This is a genomic window from Chryseobacterium sp. UF-81 (assembly GCF_058245105.1).
The window spans coordinates 295,537-314,127 of sequence record NZ_JBSIBX010000002.1 but is presented as its reverse complement, the minus strand read 5'-3'; the positions used below and the strand labels follow the sequence as shown (position 1 = coordinate 314,127).

The 18,591-nt window shown below is 39.1% G+C and carries 16 protein-coding genes; 8 read left to right on the top strand and 8 right to left on the bottom strand.

The window, feature by feature from the left end; all coding sequences use genetic code 11:
- The first annotated feature begins 102 nt into the window (after positions 1 to 102).
- The 7 genes from AC4IFE_RS04440 to AC4IFE_RS04410 all read left to right on the top strand — a co-directional run bounded on the left by AC4IFE_RS04440 (position 103) and on the right by AC4IFE_RS04410 (position 9,290).
- Positions 103 to 1,701 (top strand): glycerol-3-phosphate dehydrogenase/oxidase, encoded by a 1,599-nt coding sequence (locus tag AC4IFE_RS04440; RefSeq protein WP_490755199.1) that lies wholly within the window; start codon positions 103 to 105, stop codon positions 1,699 to 1,701.
- 10 nt (positions 1,702 to 1,711) lie between these two features.
- Positions 1,712 to 3,208 carry a glycerol kinase GlpK gene (gene glpK, locus AC4IFE_RS04435; RefSeq protein WP_490755198.1) on the top strand — a complete coding sequence of 499 codons (1,497 nt, stop codon included), beginning with the start codon at positions 1,712 to 1,714 and terminating at the stop codon, positions 3,206 to 3,208.
- Positions 3,209 to 3,231: 23 nt separating this feature from the next.
- A complete protein-coding gene (locus AC4IFE_RS04430; RefSeq protein ID WP_490755197.1) occupies positions 3,232 to 3,963 on the top strand; it encodes an MIP/aquaporin family protein in 732 nt (243 codons plus the stop codon).
- A gap of 9 nt (positions 3,964 to 3,972) precedes the next feature.
- Positions 3,973 to 4,773 (top strand): hypothetical protein, encoded by an 801-nt coding sequence (locus AC4IFE_RS04425; RefSeq protein WP_490755196.1) that lies wholly within the window; start codon positions 3,973 to 3,975, stop codon positions 4,771 to 4,773.
- Between the two features lie 281 nt (positions 4,774 to 5,054).
- Positions 5,055 to 5,474 (top strand): hypothetical protein, encoded by a 420-nt coding sequence (locus AC4IFE_RS04420; protein ID WP_490755194.1) that lies wholly within the window; start codon positions 5,055 to 5,057, stop codon positions 5,472 to 5,474.
- Entirely contained in the window at positions 5,471 to 6,442 is a 972-nt protein-coding gene (locus AC4IFE_RS04415) for a hypothetical protein (protein WP_490755193.1), read from the top strand. Before AC4IFE_RS04420 ends, AC4IFE_RS04415 begins: the two co-directional genes overlap by 4 nt.
- 121 nt (positions 6,443 to 6,563) lie before the next feature.
- A complete protein-coding gene (locus AC4IFE_RS04410; protein WP_490755191.1) occupies positions 6,564 to 9,290 on the top strand; it encodes a hypothetical protein in 2,727 nt (908 codons plus the stop codon).
- A gap of 34 nt (positions 9,291 to 9,324) precedes the next feature.
- Here the strand turns inward: AC4IFE_RS04410 and AC4IFE_RS04405 are convergent, their stop codons facing one another.
- The 8 genes from AC4IFE_RS04405 to AC4IFE_RS04370 all read right to left on the bottom strand — a co-directional run bounded on the left by AC4IFE_RS04405 (position 9,325) and on the right by AC4IFE_RS04370 (position 17,920).
- Entirely contained in the window at positions 9,325 to 9,822 is a 498-nt protein-coding gene (locus AC4IFE_RS04405; protein ID WP_490755189.1) for a low affinity iron permease family protein, read from the bottom strand.
- Positions 9,823 to 10,054: 232 nt separating this feature from the next.
- Entirely contained in the window at positions 10,055 to 10,333 is a 279-nt protein-coding gene (locus tag AC4IFE_RS04400) for a hypothetical protein (protein WP_490755188.1), read from the bottom strand.
- A gap of 4 nt (positions 10,334 to 10,337) precedes the next feature.
- On the bottom strand, positions 10,338 to 12,599 hold the full coding sequence (locus AC4IFE_RS04395) for a TonB-dependent siderophore receptor (RefSeq protein ID WP_490755187.1): 2,262 nt from the start codon (positions 12,597 to 12,599) through the stop codon (positions 10,338 to 10,340).
- A 327-nt stretch (positions 12,600 to 12,926) separates the two neighbouring features.
- On the bottom strand, positions 12,927 to 13,232 hold the full coding sequence (gene rpsJ / locus AC4IFE_RS04390; RefSeq protein WP_002661363.1) for a 30S ribosomal protein S10: 306 nt from the start codon (positions 13,230 to 13,232) through the stop codon (positions 12,927 to 12,929).
- Between the two features lie 17 nt (positions 13,233 to 13,249).
- Entirely contained in the window at positions 13,250 to 15,367 is a 2,118-nt protein-coding gene (gene fusA / locus AC4IFE_RS04385; RefSeq protein ID WP_111957054.1) for an elongation factor G, read from the bottom strand.
- A 6-nt stretch (positions 15,368 to 15,373) separates the two neighbouring features.
- Positions 15,374 to 15,850 carry a 30S ribosomal protein S7 gene (gene rpsG / locus AC4IFE_RS04380; protein WP_007839548.1) on the bottom strand — a complete coding sequence of 159 codons (477 nt, stop codon included), beginning with the start codon at positions 15,848 to 15,850 and terminating at the stop codon, positions 15,374 to 15,376.
- 23 nt (positions 15,851 to 15,873) lie between these two features.
- Positions 15,874 to 16,287, bottom strand: coding sequence for a 30S ribosomal protein S12 (rpsL, locus tag AC4IFE_RS04375; protein ID WP_002983146.1), 414 nt, complete (start codon positions 16,285 to 16,287; stop codon positions 15,874 to 15,876).
- A 109-nt stretch (positions 16,288 to 16,396) separates the two neighbouring features.
- Complete coding sequence (locus AC4IFE_RS04370; protein WP_490755186.1) at positions 16,397 to 17,920, bottom strand: DUF8728 domain-containing protein; 1,524 nt, start codon at positions 17,918 to 17,920, stop codon at positions 16,397 to 16,399.
- Positions 17,921 to 18,093: 173 nt separating this feature from the next.
- Here AC4IFE_RS04370 and AC4IFE_RS04365 point away from each other — a divergent pair, with 173 nt between their 5' ends.
- Positions 18,094 to 18,570, top strand: coding sequence for a Dps family protein (locus tag AC4IFE_RS04365; protein WP_490755185.1), 477 nt, complete (start codon positions 18,094 to 18,096; stop codon positions 18,568 to 18,570).
- Positions 18,571 to 18,591 lie beyond the last annotated feature (21 nt).

Sequence of the window (18,591 nt, the reverse complement as noted above, 5' to 3'; positions counted from 1 at the left end):
AAAAATACCATTTTTTTTCGAGACCAATAAAATTTCATTTATTTTCTTTTTAGTTTCATTTTTAATTTATACATTTGAAAACGAAACATAAACGAAACATTTATGAAACGAAACGAAGAAATTAATAAATTATCCAGTGTTCAGGAATGGGACTTCATCATCATCGGAGGTGGAGCCAGCGGATTGGGTTCAGCATTGGATGCAACCAGCAGAGGATTCAAAACCCTGCTCCTTGAATCGCACGATTTTGCCAAAGCAACATCCAGCCGAAGCACCAAGCTGGTGCATGGCGGCGTAAGATATCTTGCACAAGGAGATGTAGGACTTGTAAAAGAAGCCCTGAAAGAAAGAGGGCTTTTAGCCCAAAACGCGGCACACGTAGTCAAAAACCAGTCATTTATTATTCCTAACTACACCTGGTGGGGAGGTATTTACTATAAAATAGGATTGTCTATCTATGATTTCCTTGCAGGTAAGCTAAGTCTTGGAAAAACAAAATACATCAGCAAAGCTAAAACCATCGAAAAGCTGCCAACCATTGAACAGCATAACCTGGCAAGCGGTGTGGTATATCAGGACGGACAGTTTGATGATGCAAGACTAGCAATCAATTTAACCCAGACTCTTATCGAAAAAGGAGGAAGCGCTGTTAATTACATGAAAGTAACCGGTCTTTTGAAAAATGATTCCGGAAAAATAAACGGAGTCAAAGCAGAAGATCAGTTTTCAAACCAGCAGTATGAGCTTCGTGCGAAAGCGGTCATTAATGCCACAGGGGTCTTCACGAATGACATTCTGAATATGAACAACCCTAAGCACGGTAAATTTGTTGTGCCGAGCCAGGGTATCCATTTGGTATTGGATAAATCTTTCCTGAAAAGTGATGATGCCATCATGATCCCTAAAACATCAGACGGCAGGGTTCTTTTTGTTGTTCCATGGCATGACAGGGCATTGGTGGGAACTACAGATACGCTTCTGGAAAGCCCGAGCTTTGAGCCCCATGCTTTGGAATCTGAAATTAATTTTGTTTTAAATACTGCCAGACAATATTTAGCCAAGAAGCCTACCAGAGAAGATGTAAAATCTATGTTCGCCGGATTAAGACCTCTTGCCGCTCCAAAAGAAGGAGGCAAAAGCACCAAGGAAGTTTCCCGCAGCCACAAAGTCATTGCTTCCGATACTGGATTGGTCTCCATCATCGGTGGAAAATGGACCACTTACCGTAAGATGGCGGAAGATACTATTGATAAGGCTGTAGAGATACTACACCTAAACGGAGGACCTTCTCAAACAGAAAATATGTCTATTCATGGTAATATGGAAGCAGAACTGGTTGACCGTACCAGCCATCTGTATGTATACGGATCAGATATTCCAGCCATAAAATCATTGCAGAGCAGTGATCCTCAATATTCACAAAAGATCCATCCTGACCATGCTTTTACTATGGCAGAAGCAGTTTGGGCCATAAGATATGAAATGGCAGAAACCATTGAAGATATTCTCGCCAGAAGAGTACGTCTTTTATTTTTAGATGCAAGAGCCGCGATTGACAGCGCACATACTATTGCACAGCTTATTGCCAAAGAAAAAGGACATTCCCAGGAATGGGCCACTGAACAGGAAAAAGAATTCATTGAATTAGCAAAAGGATATTTATTAACACCTTACTCTCCCAAAACTATTACTCATAATTAAACTTTGAAGTATGAAGGAAAAACTGATTCTCGCTCTGGACCAGGGGACAACATCCTCCAGAGCCATTTTATTCAACCACAGCGGAGCTATAGAATACATCTCCCAGAAAAATTTCGAACAGATCTACCCTACTCCGGGATGGGTAGAGCATGATCCCAACGAAATATGGTCATCCCAGATATCTGTTGCCGCAGAAATCATTGCCAAAGCAGGCATTTCCGGACTGGAAGTAGCTGCAATTGGTATCACCAACCAACGTGAAACTACTGTTGTTTGGGATAAGGAAACCGGTGAACCTATTTATAATGCTATCGTATGGCAGGACAGAAGAACCTCCAAATACTGCGATGAATTAAAGGAACAGGGCCATGCCGAAGTTATTAAAGAAAAAACAGGACTTGTCCTGGATGCTTACTTTTCAGCAACCAAACTCAAATGGATCCTTGATAACGTAGAAGGAGCAAGAGAAAAAGCAGCAGAAGGAAAATTATGCTTTGGAACCGTTGATACCTGGCTCGTCTGGAAACTTACCCGTGGAAAAATGTTCATCACCGATGTTTCCAATGCCAGCAGAACGATGCTTCTGAACATTCATACTTTGGAATGGGACCAGGATCTTCTGGATTTATTTGACATTCCAAGATCTGTTCTTCCTGAGGTAAAGCAGAGCAGTGAAATCTACGGAGAAACTGCAACTACTCTATTTTCCACGAAAATACCAATTGCAGGAATTGCCGGAGACCAGCAGGCCGCTTTATTCGGACAGATGTGTATTACTCCCGGAATGGTAAAGAATACATATGGAACAGGATGCTTCCTATTAATGAATACAGGAAAAGAAGCCGTTTCTTCTAAAAACAATCTGCTAACTACAGTGGCATGGAAGATCAATGGGGAAGTAAATTATGCACTGGAAGGAAGTGTATTTGTAGGCGGAGCAGCCATACAGTGGCTGAGAGACGGATTGAAACTCATCCATTCATCAGAAGAGGTGAATGATCTTGCAGCAAGCGTTGAAGATAACGGAGGGGTTTATTTTGTTCCTGCACTGACAGGATTGGGCGCACCTTACTGGGATCAGTATGCCCGTGGAACGATTGTAGGGGTAACCCGAGGAACAACCAACGGCCATATTGCCAGAGCAACTCTGGAAGGAATAGCATTCCAGGTGTATGATATTGTAAAATCTATGGAAGCGGATTCAGGAAGACCGAGCCTTGAACTTAGAGTAGACGGGGGCGCTTCTGCAAGCGATCTTCTGATGCAGATACAGTCTGACCTTTTCGGCTTTAAGATCACCAGACCAAAAACACTTGAAACAACTGCTTTAGGAGCAGCCTATCTTGCAGGTTTAGCAGTAGGATACTGGAAAGACATCAACGAGATCCAATCCCAATGGGTGGTGGACGAAGATTTCCATCCTAAAGTGGACAAAGAAAAAGCAGATCATATGATCCACTTCTGGAACAAAGCAGTGAAGCGTTCTCAAAGCTGGATTGAAGATTAATCCTTAATATAAAAAAACTACTCATGACCCCATTTACCGCAGAACTTGTAGGAACAATGCTTCTTATATTATTAGGCAACGGCGTTGTAGCCAATGTTGTCTTAAAGGATACCAAAGGAAATAACTCAGGGTGGATTGTCATTACGACAGCCTGGGCGCTGGCAGTTTTCGTGGGTGTTACCGTTGCAGGACCTGCAAGCGGTGCCCATCTGAACCCGGCCGTAACGATTGGGCTAGCTGTTGCAGGAAAATTCTCCTGGGACCTTGTTCCCACTTATATTGCAGCACAGATGCTTGGCGGAATGCTTGGCGCTTTCCTGGTCTGGCTGTTTAATAAAGATCATTTCGCTATTACAGAGGATGAAGGTGGCAAACTTGCCTGTTTCAGTACCGGACCGGCCATCAGGAATACTTTTTCAAATCTCATCAGTGAGATCATCGGAACTTTTGTACTGGTATTTGTTATTTTTCATTTTTCAGATCCAAGCATTTCTCTGAATGCTGATCCAAGCGCTAAAGTAGGACTCGGTTCTGTAGGAGCACTTCCTGTTACCTTACTCGTTTGGGCAATAGGCTTATCATTAGGCGGAACCACAGGTTATGCCATCAATCCTGCAAGAGATTTAGCCCCAAGGATTATGCATGCTGTACTTCCCGTAAAAGGCAGCAGTGACTGGGGATATGCCTGGATTCCGGTTGCAGGCCCCATCCTGGGCGCTGTTATCGCGGCCGTTCTTTTTGGAATAATACATTAAAAATACCCGATGAAAATTTTAAAAATTGCATGCCTGATTATTTTAGGCACAGGAAAACTCTTCTCTCAGGAGAACGAAGAAGCAGTCAAAAGCAACAGACTGGATTTTACTGCCAATATTCAAAACAACCATTTGTGGAGAGGATTGATTATTACAGACAAGCCGGTTGTAATGGGAAATCTCTCTTATGCCTTAGATTCGGAAAAAAAATGGAAAATTGGTATTTGGGGCGCTTCGGCATTAGCTGATGATAAAGATGGCACCCATTATAAGGAGATCAACTATTACATCCAATACTCTCATAACCGTTTTTATATTGGATTGTGGGACTTGTATAATTCCAGAAACATTAATACTACTGTAGCTGCAGACGACATTTTCAGTTACTCACAAAGAAGAACTGCCCATATTATTGATCTTAGAACCAATTATACTTTCGGACCTTCATTCCCACTGAATATTGAAGCGGACATTATGTTGTACGGAGGAGCCAATGCGGGAGAAGTGGTTCTGGAATCTGATGGAAGCTATAAAAAGAATAAGTATTCTACCTATATTCAGGCGAGCTATCCGGTCATCGCCGGAGAGAAGGTAAATCTGGATGCTTTTGTTGGTGCCGGATTTGCCCTCAACGACAAGCATTTCCTTTATGGCAATGGTAAAAACAGTTTTGACATTGTTAATGTAGGTGTAAAAGCAGGCAAAACCATTAAAATTACCGAGCATTACAGTCTTCCGGTTTCTATGATGGCCATGTGGAATCCTTCCAATAAATATGCAAGAATACAACTGGCAGCAACTGTTTTCTAATCTGAATTTTAAATCAATTATAAAACCATTCCTATTTGGAGTGGTTTTTCTGTTTACTGATGAAAATTAAACCACAAAGGCCATAAAAGATTTTGATTCATTTATCCACTTAAGTGTATTTTATATACACAATGTATGTAACTTTAAAATAACTAAAGTATTTAAAAAACTTTTGTGCCTTTTGTGGTTAAAAAAAATTCATAACCGCCTCCACCAAGCAATCACCGGGTTTTTACGGTTTCATTTTTGCTTAAATATTTTTACTTTTGAAAAAAAAATATATGAAAAAGATTTTCAGCTTAGTGATCTTATGCATCAGCATTTTATCGTTTGCCCAGACAAAAGCACCATTTGTCGGGTACAGAAGTTTTAATATCATTGAAGGATTCAGCGGATCGGGAACGCCATCTTATTACCTGGATGTGAAGAAAAACGGCGACGTTTATTTCGGGTTTGTTCAGGTTAATCAGGCGGACAACACTGAAACTACCGAGGAAGTGAATGCAGGAAAATACAATCCAAAGGTAATGAAGGTAGATTTCAAAACATATGGTGAAAACTTTTATGTGAAATTCGATAAGGATACCATATACCTGACGGATAAAGAAGGAAATATCAGAAAATCCGAAGACTGCTGTTCAAGCATGGAAAGCGCAACACAGGATATCTGCACCTGCGAAAGCAAACTGTATAAACGATGAAAGTACTAAAGGCCCTCCTTGCCCTTTTTCTCATTGTTTCATGTAGCGGAAAAAAGAACCACCCCTATACTTTTTATTACTGGAAGACGCATCTTAAACTGGGCCAGGAAGAGAAAAAAGCATTGGATCAGGCTACAGTTCCTTATGTATACACAAGATTTTTCGATATAGACAAATCTGCCGGAAAGTTTCAGCCGGTTGCTGTGATAACCAAAGACGACAGTTTCCAGATAAACAGGCAGATTGTTCCTACCGTTTTTATCACGAACCAGTCGATGTACCGTATTTCAGCGGAAGAGATAAGCTTTCTTGCCAAAAACATTCACGAGCTGATTCAGAAAAAAGCCCAGGAATATAGTTTAAAAGTTAACAATGAAATTCAGATCGACTGTGACTGGACAGCCGGGACAAGAAATGATTATTTTAAATTTTTAAAGGAGCTGAAAAAGATTTCCGGAAAAGAGATCACCTGTACCCTGCGCCTTCATCAGGTTAAAGATAAAGGCCAGACCGGAGTACCACCCGTAGAAAAAGTCTACCTGATGTGCTACTCTACTTCTTCGCCACTGGAGAACTCCAATAAAAACTCTATCCTGGATGTGACGGTATTAAAGAGCTATCTTTCAAAACTGGAAGACTATCCCGTTAAAAAAATTGAAGTTGCACTGCCTATCTATTCCTGGGGAATTGTTACCAATCATCTTGAAAAGCATAAATTAATTAATGCCTTATCCATAAAAGATCTTGAAAACCCTGCGTTTAAAAAGATTTCGGATCATGAAGTTGAAATTATCAAAGACGGTTTCTATTTCGGAAGTTTCCTGAGCAAAGGCTTCAGGATAAAGGTCGAAGAAATATCAGAAGATCAGCTGCAGGATGTCATCCGTTTTCTGGAGAAAAAAATACCTGATTTTAATATAATTTATTATCAATTAGATAGTAAATTTGTAAATAACCGAACTTTTTAAAGTTTTTCATCTCATACAGATTAAGCCATTAAACAGATTTTAAAATCTTGCTAAAAATGAATGAAGGCTGTTAAGCCTTTTGAATTGTTTTGATCTTAAAAAAATAAACACCATCAACTATATGAAAAAGTATATTCTTTCACTGGCGGTTCTATCGCTTTTTTATACTAAATCTGACGCCTGCGCGTGGTCAGACCCCGATTATGAATATTTCAATCTGTTTACGCAGAGCATTATAAAGGATAAATCTTATCTTCCTTTCCTGCTTACCTATTCTAACAGATTCTATGGTGATTATAAAGGTATTCAGATTCCTGACGATAATATTGAGACCTGGAAAAAGTTTTTCAATAATCAGCTGAACTACGCAGAAACGGAAAACCTGGTATACAAGATCAGCATGAATGATCTTAATGCTTTGAAAAACGGAACACCCACCAATCCGCTGCTGCAGAAACTGGGAACCGGATTCTACCAAAAGTACCGGGAAGGAATTGATTATTTAATTGAAGCCAAATATCTGGAGCCTTATATGAGCATCAATTACGTTGAAAGCCCCGATTCTTTTTACAGCTATGGTCCTTCAAAAAAGGAAAATGCCACTTCTATTGATTATGCCAAAACAGTGAATGCACTGACTTCTTTATACAACGCTACCAGAAATCCGGAGATCAAGCAGCGTTACGGATATCAGCTGGTACGTTTTAATCATTACACCAGAAACTATGATGCTGCGCTGGAGGCTTTCAAAACTTATATAGAACCCATCAAGCAGAAAGGCACTGTATATTTTATGGCCCTTGACCAGCTTGCCGGTGCCCAGAGAGGAAAGGAAATGAACGCGGATGCGAACTGGAATTTCTTCCAGGTTTTCATGAACAGCAAAGACCGTAAGGAATCTGCTTTTGTCTCGATGAAACTTTCGGATACGGCTTCTTTCAGCAATATTATGAAGAGGGCGGGTACCAATGATGAAAAGAATATGGCTTACTTCTTATTGGGCTACGAAGGCTTTACGAATCCCATTCCTATCATGGAAAAGATGTATGACATTAATCCGGATTCTGAGATCCTGAAAGTAATGGCGGTAAGAAGCATCAACGAGCTGGAAAGAAGCTATCTGCCGATCTATTACTATACTTCGGATGCTTCTGACAATGTATACATGCAGAAAGGAAATGCTGATGATCATGCCACTACTACCAAGGATACCAAGGCTGATCCTGCTAAAGTAAAAAAAGAAGAAAAGCTTTCGTTCTGGCAGAAGATCGTAAGATTCTTTAAAAATCTTTTCGGAGGATCAAAATCTGACAGCGTGACCGGAGAAAAAAATGATCAGAGTGATGATGAACTGCTGAACAATCCGGACAGAATTCCTTTCTACACTAAATCCGGCTACGGCTATGATGAAAAAACGAAAGATTACCTGAACGATCTGGAAAAATTCACAGAGAAAACCAAGAAAGTATCTAAGGATGAATACTGGCAGATTGCGGATGCCTATCTTAAGTTTCTGAAAAAAGATTACGAAGGCAGCTCTGAGATTCTGGAGGAGATCAAAACAACAAATCCGGAATATCTTGAAGAAATAAAAAGAATGAAGGTTCTGAATGATATTGTTTCGCATCCAAAGATCGATGCGGAATTCGAAGATCACCTGATGAAAGACTATGCTGATTATTTCGTAAAAAAAGAAGTAAAAAAAGACACTGCCGCAGTTGCAGATTATGATTATTACGGTGAGACGCCATCTACGGCGGACTTCCTGAAAGATGTTCTTGCCAACCGCTACTTTCTGCAGGGGGAAGACGGAAAATCGTTCCTGATGAGCAATAAACTTTCGGATCTTCAGTATAACCCGAATTCCAGTCTGGTGAAAAGTGTTGAAGACTTTTACAAAAAACCGAATAAGACGCAGTTTGAGCAGCAGATCATCGCCAAAAACATGGACAATGTAGGCAATATAGATGCTTTCTTCAGCATGATCTACGGGGACAGAGCCATGAAGCAGGCAGATTTTGAAAAGGCTAAATCTTATTATGAAAAAGCCCAGGGATTTGCAGGAATTCCAAGAATGAATTACGACTGGACGGATAAAGGTGAAAAAATCACCCAAAAGCAATATGCAGCCGGCGAATATAATGGCTTCAGGGATATTTCGAGTCTTGTTTTCGGGCACAATGTATGGGAAAGTTTCGGAAGTCCTGAAACTGAAAGCATGGAAACCGAAGATTATTCTGCCTTCCCTTTCATTAAAGCCAGCATGAATAAACTGGAACTTGCCGATGCGCTGATCCAGCTTAAAAAGATTGGTAACGGGACAGATGAAAAGGCATCGAAAGCGAACCAGCTTATCGGGAACCTACTGTACAATACTTCCAGCTTAGGATATTACCGCCAGCTTTTTGTGATGGACATCGACAACACCAACGGTGGAAAGTATGATTTCTGGAATACGGACAGAAAGAATCCTTATAAGTATTATTATAAGAACTTCCTTTATACCACCTATGTGGAACCTGATAATTTTGATCTCGCAATCAATTATTACCAAAAGACCCTGAAACTGTCGAAAGACAAGGAACAAAGAGCAAGAGTCCTTTTCCAGATGGCCAGCGCAGAACAAGGGAAGTATTATCAGTATGAGGCGAAAAATGCAGCGAACATCAGCTATTCGGATCCTCAGTATTCTGAAAAGGAACAGGCACACCAGGCTGAACTCGATAATATCAGGAACCAGAAATACAGAACGTATTTTGCACAGCTGAAGTCCCAGTATGCAGATTCGGAAACCATGAAAGGACTTGCAGGCAGCTGCAGCTATTTCGGATATTTCCTGAAAAGATAATTTTTAACGTATACAAAAAAGAAAAAAGGAATCATTACGATTCCTTTTTTTCTTGCTGTTTCTGAAGCCATTCTTCATGCTTTGTTTTAAAGATATCATGCTTGTAATTCTGATTTCTTTTAGCTGCATCTATTGAGTGCGAGGTATGGATATCGTTATCTTCTTCCGCAAAATCGGCTAACTTTTCATAATAGCAGTGGAGCTGGTCCAGTTCTTTTTCCGTAAGGTCTTCTATATCCACAATTCTGTTGCTGGCTTTTTCATTAGCCGCAAGAAGCTCATTAAGCTTAATTTGTATGGCTTTGGAATCTTTATTCTGTGCTTTCTGAATTAAAAAGACCATTAAGAAAGTGATAATGGTAGTTCCGGTATTAATGACCAGCTGCCAGGTTTCAGAATAATCAAAAATAGGTCCTGAAGCTGCCCATACTATAACAATAAGTACGGCTCCGATAAATGCATATGAACTTCCTGTAAATTTGGTTGCCCAATCTGAAAACTTCTCAAAGAGATTATTGTTCTTATGACTCATAATATCAATTCTTTTAAATAATAAATTTATAGAATTAACTTGAATCGGAAGTAAAGAAAGTTGAGAAACAGTGGAAAAGAATGAAAAATTTAACCGGATTATTATCCTGCTTTACTTTTATTCTTTCCGGTGCCTTAAAAATAAGATGGAATGGCTTCATAAAGCAAAAACATTAAGACAGATGGACTGCCTTAATGTTTTCTAATTAAAATTTGATATGAATGAATGTTTATTATTTTTTTCCGAAAAGTATTTCTTCAGATGGATCAACTGTTTTTGTACTGCCTGAAGGCAAATCGTTTCCGAAGCGGGTCTTCTTTACACCAGGCATTCCATTATTCCAGGTGTTTTGCTGCCAGCTATTATTCATATGATTGGATTGATAAAAATCCCTGAATCCTTTTTCATTGATGTATTTAAGCTCCTCGTCGGAAAGCTCTGCTTCGGAACGGCATGATACGAATAATGTTCCTATAGCAAAGGCTAAAAATATTTTTTGTGTACTTTTCATAAGATTAGAATTTATAGTTTACCTGTACAGCAAAGTTTCTTGGCTGGATCTGATCAATATAACCACCTCTGAAGTACGAACTGTATCCTACAGAATCGAAAATGTTATTGAAGAATACTCTTAGTCCCAAACCGTTTTTAAGAGTGTATCCTGCCTGGGCATCTACTGTAGTATATTCCGGCATATCAAAAGGCTTATCCCCGGCTCTTACGCTGTTAAGATGACCTGCTGTAAATGTCTTCTGAGTCCACTCATCCACCGGTCTTTTCCCTACATAATAGATTCCCGCTCCCACATCAAGACCCGTTAACGCTCCTGTAATAAATTTGTAGTTCAACCACCCGTTTGCTGTATGCTTCGGAGCATTCATGGGCGCAGAACCGTTGATGTAAGCAGGACTCTCCTGATACTGTGCATCCAGATATGCCCATCCGGACATTACCTGCAGGTTGGGCAGAATTCTTCCGATCAGCTCAACCTCCATTCCTTTTCTTCTCAGATTACCGGCAAGCCCGTAAAGGATATTATTTTTATCATCTTTTATTGGCTGGTAGTTTTTATCAAGGATCTGGAATGAAAGATTATCTGTGTTAATATCGAATAAGGTAACATTAAATCTCAATCTTTCATTAAACCAGTCAGATTTAATGCCGGCTTCCCATTGTTTTGTATGCGAAGCTCCTACCCTTCCACCTGCCTGAAGGATATTATTAGAAGCCCTTAAAGAGGTAGTCGTGGTGTAGGATCCGAAAATATTGATATTCTGAATCGGTGAAACGATCAGTCCAAAAGACGGGTTCCAGGTATCTACAGTTTCATTGGAAGAGCCATTGAGCCTGCTGTACCTGATTCCCAGATGAGCTTTTACATACCCGCCGATTGACATTACATCCTGTGCCATAGCACCAATGCTTGGCGTGAGGACAGGGTTTGAACGTCCCAGGTTTTTATAAATTACATTGACAGGAACCTGGTTTGGTATTGTCCCGTTGACCACATCAAAAATATCGAGAGGATTGGCATCATACGTTATCGCTCCGATTTTTGTCGGGCGGGCAGTAATTAAGTCTTCAGGAGCAATGGAATTTTTATATGCCTCATAGGTAACAGCAGATGTTTCTGTTTCCCTCCAGTCAAATCCAACCTGGAATGTATGGTTAATAAAGCCTGTTTTTATCTGCTCCCCAATGAAATCCAGCTGCAGGACTTTATTGATATCTTCTCCCTGAGATTTACCAATGGTATGCTGCCTGATATTATAGTTCGTTTCGTTGGTCGGTAATGATATGGAAGAGGCTTCACTGTCTGAACTGCTTGTGGAATTGATAAAAGCGGCTCTTATCTTTAATTTATTATTAAGCTTACGAACCACTGTTGTGGCAAAATTGAAGGTCTCTGTTTTTGAATAGTCAGAAGTATATCCTAAGAATTTCCCTTTTGGCATATGGTATAGTGCTTCCACATCACCAGGTGCTGTATTAATAGTTCCTCTGTCAGGAGTACGGTTATCATGAAGATAATCCATCTCTACATTGATCTCCGTTTTATCGTCCGGGCGGTAAGACACGGATGGGTTGATATAAATTCTCTCTCCTTCTACATGAGACCTGAAAGAATTATTCTTCTGATAAGCCCCGTTGAATCTTACAGCTACTTTCCCCTGAGAATCCAAAACCCTCTGAAAATCTACCGTAGGCCTGTAAAAATCCCAGCTTCCGTAACGGAATCCCACATGGGTCTGGTCAATGAACTGTGGTCTTTTGGTCACCACATTTATCACACCTCCTGCTGAACCTAAACCATTCCCTATTCCCTGGCTCACAGCTGCAGATCCTTTAATCACCTGAATGTTTTCAACTCCCTGCATATCTGTGATCATTCCTGCCGTTCGGAAATCGGAATCCATCTGAACTCCGTTTTTCAATACCGGTACTCCACGATACCCTCTGATAGACATACTTTCGCTTCCTCCGCCGTAGCTCGAAAACAGAGTGACGCCCGGTACATTTTTCGCAACATCCGTTACTGTAAGAGCCCCAAGCTCTTCAATGGCCTTATGGGAGATCACGGAAATACTCTGGATCTGGTCTCTGGTTTTCAAGGGAAGCCTTGTAATAGCTTCTAAGCCTACAGGCTGTTTCTTTTTTTCACCAAATAATTCTACTTCATCAATCTCTTTTGATTTTTTAATAGAATCATTCACTTGCTGTGCGTTTACAAAAACCCCACCCAGTACAAGCAAAGAAAAGGATACTACTTTATTCATCTGATAATTTTTTACGAAATTATTATTTTTATTAATTCTAAATAAATAAATCAAGCTGACATATCTCATTGGACTTGAACTAAGCATTATCAGATTATAAATGAGCCTGTAGCTGTTATGGGGATATTTTAAGGATCCCGGAGCATCGTTAAAAGGTACATGGAAAAAGCAGACTTATCTCTATGAGAAGCGAAATGATAAAAAAGATGAATTTTGATGATCTGAATATAAGGTAAACGGTATTACATTTTACATTCGGTTTTTAAAATAAAAAAATCCGTTCCTAAAAAGGAACGGATTCTATAATCATTGCAAAGTATGCAATTATCACACTTTAATTTCAACGTCTACACCGCTTGGTAACTCTAATTTCATTAGAGCATCTACAGTTTTAGAAGAAGAAGAGTAGATATCCATCAGTCTCTTGTGAGCTGATAATTGGAACTGCTCTCTTGCTTTCTTGTTTACGTGTGGAGATCTCAACACCGTGAAGATTCTCTTATTTGTTGGCAATGGAATTGGCCCGTTTACAACAGCACCAGTAGCCTTTACCGTTTTTACGATTTTCTCAGCAGACTTGTCTACCAAGTTGTAATCGTAAGATTTTAGTTTTATTCTGATTCTTTGTGACATTTCTTTAGTTTAAAAAATTAACCTTTTGCTTTAGCAATGATTTCTTCAGCAACGTTTTGTGGAGTAGCCTGGTATTTCTCTAATTCCATAGAAGAAGTAGCTCTTCCTGATGAAAGTGTTCTTAGAGTAGTTACATATCCAAACATTTCAGAAAGTGGAACAGAACCTTTGATTACAACAGCTCCGTTTTTCTCTTCCTGACCACTGATGGTACCTCTTCTCTTGTTAAGGTCACCAATGATATTACCCATATATTCTTCCGGAGTTACAACCTCCAGTTTCATAATAGGCTCCATGATTACTGGCTTAGCAGCACGTCCCGCTTCTTTAAATCCTAATTTAGCAGCCATTTCAAAAGAAAGTGCATCAGAATCCACTGCGTGGAAAGATCCGTCTTTAAGAACTACTTTAATACCTTCAACTTCGAAACCAGCCAAAGGACCGTTTTTCATTGCAGCTTTAAAGCCTTTTTCAATAGCAGGAACAAATTCTCTAGGAACGTTACCACCTTTGATCTCGTTAATAAATTCTAAACCTATTTTACCTTCGTCAGCTGGTCCTAATTCAAATACGATATCCGCAAATTTACCTTTACCACCAGATTGTTTTTTGTAAACTTCTCTGTGCTGAGCAACTTTTGTAAGATTTTCTTTGTATTCTACCTGCGGCTGACCTTGGTTTACTTCTACTTTGAACTCTCTTCTCATACGATCTACGATGATATCAAGGTGAAGCTCACCCATACCAGAGATAATCGTTTGTCCTGAAGCCTCATCTGTTCTAACCGTAAATGTTGGATCCTCTTCAGCTAATTTAGCCAGAGCGTTACCCATTTTATCCTGGTCAGCTTTAGTTTTAGGCTCAACAGCGATACCAATTACCGGATCAGGGAAAACCATCGATTCAAGAACGATTGGGTTTTTCTCGTCACACATTGTATCACCTGTTTTGATAGATTTGAAACCTACTGCTGCACCAATATCTCCTGCTTCAATATATTCTACAGGATTTTGCTTGTTAGCGTGCATCTGATAGATTCTTGAGATTCTTTCTTTATCTCCTGAACGGGTGTTCAAGATATAAGAACCTGCATCCAGTCTTCCAGAGTATGCTCTGAAGAATGCTAATCTTCCCACGAACGGGTCAGTAGCAATCTTAAATGCTAAAGCCGAGAACGGCTCGTTTACGTCTGGTTTTCTTGTAATTTCAGCGTCAGTTCTAGGGTCAGTACCTTTGATATCATCTTTATCCAATGGAGAAGGCAGGTATTTACATACTGCATCCAACATAAACTGTACTCCTTTATTCTTGAATGAAGAACCACAAGTCATTGGGATAATAGATAAATCAATAGTAGCTTTTCTTAGAGCTTCGTTGATTTCGTCTTCAGAGATTGAATCCGGATCTTCGAAGAATTTCTCCATCAAAGTCTCATCGTAGTCAGCAACAGCTTCTACTAATTTCTCTCTGTATTCAAGAACTTCATCTTTCATGTCTTCCGGAATTGGAACTACCTCGAAAGTAGCACCTTGTCCAGCTTCATCCCAGATGATCGCTCTGTTTTTAATTAAGTCTACAACACCTTTGAAATCTTCTTCAGCACCGATTGGTAAAACGATTGGAACTGCATTAGATCCTAACATTTCTTTTACTTGTTTTACAACGTTCAAGAAGTCAGCACCCTGTCTGTCCATTTTGTTTACGAATCCCATTCTCGCTACTTTGTAGTTGTCAGCAAGTCTCCAGTTTGTTTCAGACTGAGGCTCTACTCCATCTACTGCAGAGAATAAGAATACCAATCCATCCAATACTCTCAAAGATCTGTTTACTTCTACAGTGAAGTCAACGTGTCCCGGTGTATCGATAATGTTGAAGTGGTAAGGTTTAGTTTCAGCTACAGGCTTCCCCTGATCAGTTGGAAAGTTCCAAGAACAAGTAGTTGCAGCAGAAGTAATGGTAATACCTCTTTCTGCTTCCTGCTCCATCCAGTCCATTGTAGAAGCACCATCGTGAACTTCACCAATTTTGTGGTTTACCCCTGTATAGAATAAAATCCTTTCTGTAGTGGTAGTTTTACCTGCATCAATGTGTGCGGCAATACCAATATTTCTTGTAAATTTAAGATCTCTACTCATTTCTAATTAGAATTTAAAGTGTGAGAAAGCCTTGTTAGCTTCCGCCATTTTGTGAGTATCAGATTTCTTTTTGTAAGCAGCACCTTCTTCTCTTGAAGCAGCTACTACTTCATTAGCCAATTTCAAAGCCATAGACTTATCATTTCTAGCTTTTGAATATTTGATTAACCATTTCATTGCCATAGAAATTTTTCTATCAGCTCTGATTGGCATAGGGATTTGGAAGTTAGCTCCACCTACTCTTCTAGAACGTACTTCTACGTGAGGCATTACATTAGTAAGTGCATCTTTCCAGATTTCAAGTGCAGTTTTTTCGTTATCTCCTTTTTTAGTTTCTACGATATCTAATGCATCATAGAAAATTTTGAATGCAATTGACTTTTTACCGTCAAGCATTAGGTTGTTTACGAATCTAGTTACCAATTGATCATTAAACTTCGGATCTGGTAACAACGGTCTTTTTTTCGCTTTTGTCTTTCTCATTGCTTCTGTACCTTATTTAATGATTATTTTTTCTTTCCTTTTGCTGGTGCAGCAGCTGCCTGACCTGGCTTAGGTCTCTTAGCTCCATACTTCGATCTTCTCTGTGTTCTTCCATTTACACCTGCAGTGTCTAAAGCACCTCTTACGATGTGGTAACGTACTCCCGGTAGGTCTTTCACCCTTCCGCCTCTTACCAATACTATCGAGTGCTCTTGAAGATTATGTCCTTCGCCCGGGATGTAGGCGTTGACTTCTTTCCCGTTAGAAAGTCTTACCCTTGCAACTTTTCTAAGTGCAGAGTTAGGTTTCTTAGGAGTGGTAGTATATACTCTCGTACATACACCTCGTCTTTGTGGACAAGAATCAAGGGCAGCCGATTTGCTCTTCTTGGCAAGCGTGGCTCTTCCTTTTCTTACTAATTGTTGAATAGTAGGCATTTAATTGCTTTTTATTTTAGGGTGCAAAAATAGGAATATTTTTTTAATTAACAAACACTTGAGTATAAATAAAAGATCTTACTAAAAATTAATTAACAGCTAGTTACGTTTAATCCTTTAATACAACCGTTACATTCTTATCCCAGTTGTAATTCCTTATATTTTGCTGTAGCTGCTGAAAATTATCTCCATTAATAGAATATATAGATACCTGCAGCCTGGCCACAGTTACCTTGTTTTTAATCTTCAGCACGGCTGCTTTTTTCCAATTTTGGGGAATATGCCCCTGAAGCCATTCATCATATACTATTGCTATATCATATTTGTTTTCCAGACAGTAACGGGTAAGAAAACCTTCAAAATTAGGATCAAAAAATTTTCTGTTTTCATTAAAAACAATTGTCTCCTCAGAGCCCAAACCGACAATATCCAACAAATGAATATCTGTATAGTAACTAATCGCACCAATGTCATTAGCCACTATTTTAGAGCTGTTATAATAGGTATGTAAAAATCTCGCGGACTGTATCTGCTGTTCATAAATATTTTTCCCTCCATTATCAATTACCTTATGAGCGATCCAGCTTTTATAGGCCAGAAGGAGAACATTCATGACAGTCAGTATGCTGATGAGCATTTCTTTCCTGCCATACTTTTTAAAATCTGAGAAAAAATCTTTAACCTTTGGAATAAGCGCCATTGAAAATCCCACAAGAAGATAAGCTTCATAGCGAAAGAGTCCTCTAAAATCTGCAAACATGGAATGACAGATCGTCGTTAAAGAAAACACAATAAGAAAGAAATTATTCCCAACAGCCTCCCGGAACGTTTTACTTTTTAAATCTCTGCCGATAAAGATGGCACACAATAAAAGAGGAAACAGCCCTATTTTATAAAAGCTGATATTCAACAAAAAGTTATCGAATACAATAGTTTTAAGCTGGATCAGGAAATGTGAATCGAAACTCAGTTTTGTTCCTTTCACCACTACAGAATTGGGGAAGAAGTAGCCGGACTGCTGATTATTAAAGTAACAAAAAATAATAATCGGGATAAAGCCAGCCAGCAGTACCCCAACAGCGTCCTTCCATTTTTTAAGTAAGATCAGAACAAAAGCCATCACTGTAAAATAAAACATACTTTCAAAACGCGTAAGCCCCATCAGGAAAATGGTACCATAAAATCCAGCAAGTGCCCATTTATTTTTATCCCGTCTGTAAAAACAAAAAATATTTACTGCAAAAAGAAATACCTGAAAGATGTGCTCCATCCCGGCAAGCAGCTGTAAATGAAGAACAGCGAAGAATAATGTAAAGAGTACTGCTGAAACCGTCTTCTTTACATCATTAAAAATGTCTCCATAATATTGGGTAAGAAAATAAATAATCCCGACACTGAAAACAGCATTAAAATACAACGGAATCTGATCATTATTCCCAATTATTTTAATTAAAACACTGATGATAAATGTAAATAATGGTGAAGAAGAAGCAGAAGAAAATTTATATTCCGTAATTCCCCAGATATTGTGGAGCGCGAAATTTTTCGCCACAGCTAAATGAATATACGCATCATCCAGAAGATAAATATAATGGCCTCCTGTTTTTGAAACTGAGTTGATATAGTATAACAAGCACACCGTAAAAAAAACAGCAAACGAGATAAAAAAATTTCTTAGCCCCAAATTTCGGAATGACTGCATTTTTTAAGATCAATTATAAAAATATCAAAGATAAGTATCATCAATCGTAAACCTGTGTTTTCGGCATAATATTTTCTAAATTTGTTAGCATAAAAAATAAACATATGAAAAATGCAAGCATTATCGGCCTGAAAGAAGCTGACTGTAAGAATATTTCAGAAAAACTAAATGTTCTTCTAGCCAATTATTCAATATTTTATCAAAACACAAGAGGTTCACACTGGAATATAAAAGGAGACCAGTTCTTTACCCTCCATCCTAAATTTGAGGAACTGTACAACAGCCTTGTATTGAAGATCGATGAGATCGCAGAAAGAATCCTTACACTAGGTGCCACCCCTGCCCACAACTATTCAGACTATTTAAAAGTAGCTACCATCAAAGAAAGCAAGGAAGTAACGGATGCCAATAAAAGCGTTGAGCTTATCCTGAACTCTTTCAAAGTTGTCATCGATCTGCAGAGAGAACTTCTGGACATTACAGATGCCGCAGGAGATGAAGGAACCAATTCTCAGATGAGTGACTATATTACTGAACAGGAAAAAGAAGTATGGATGTACAATTCCTATTTAGGGAAGTAACTGACAAAAATCAACTGATTA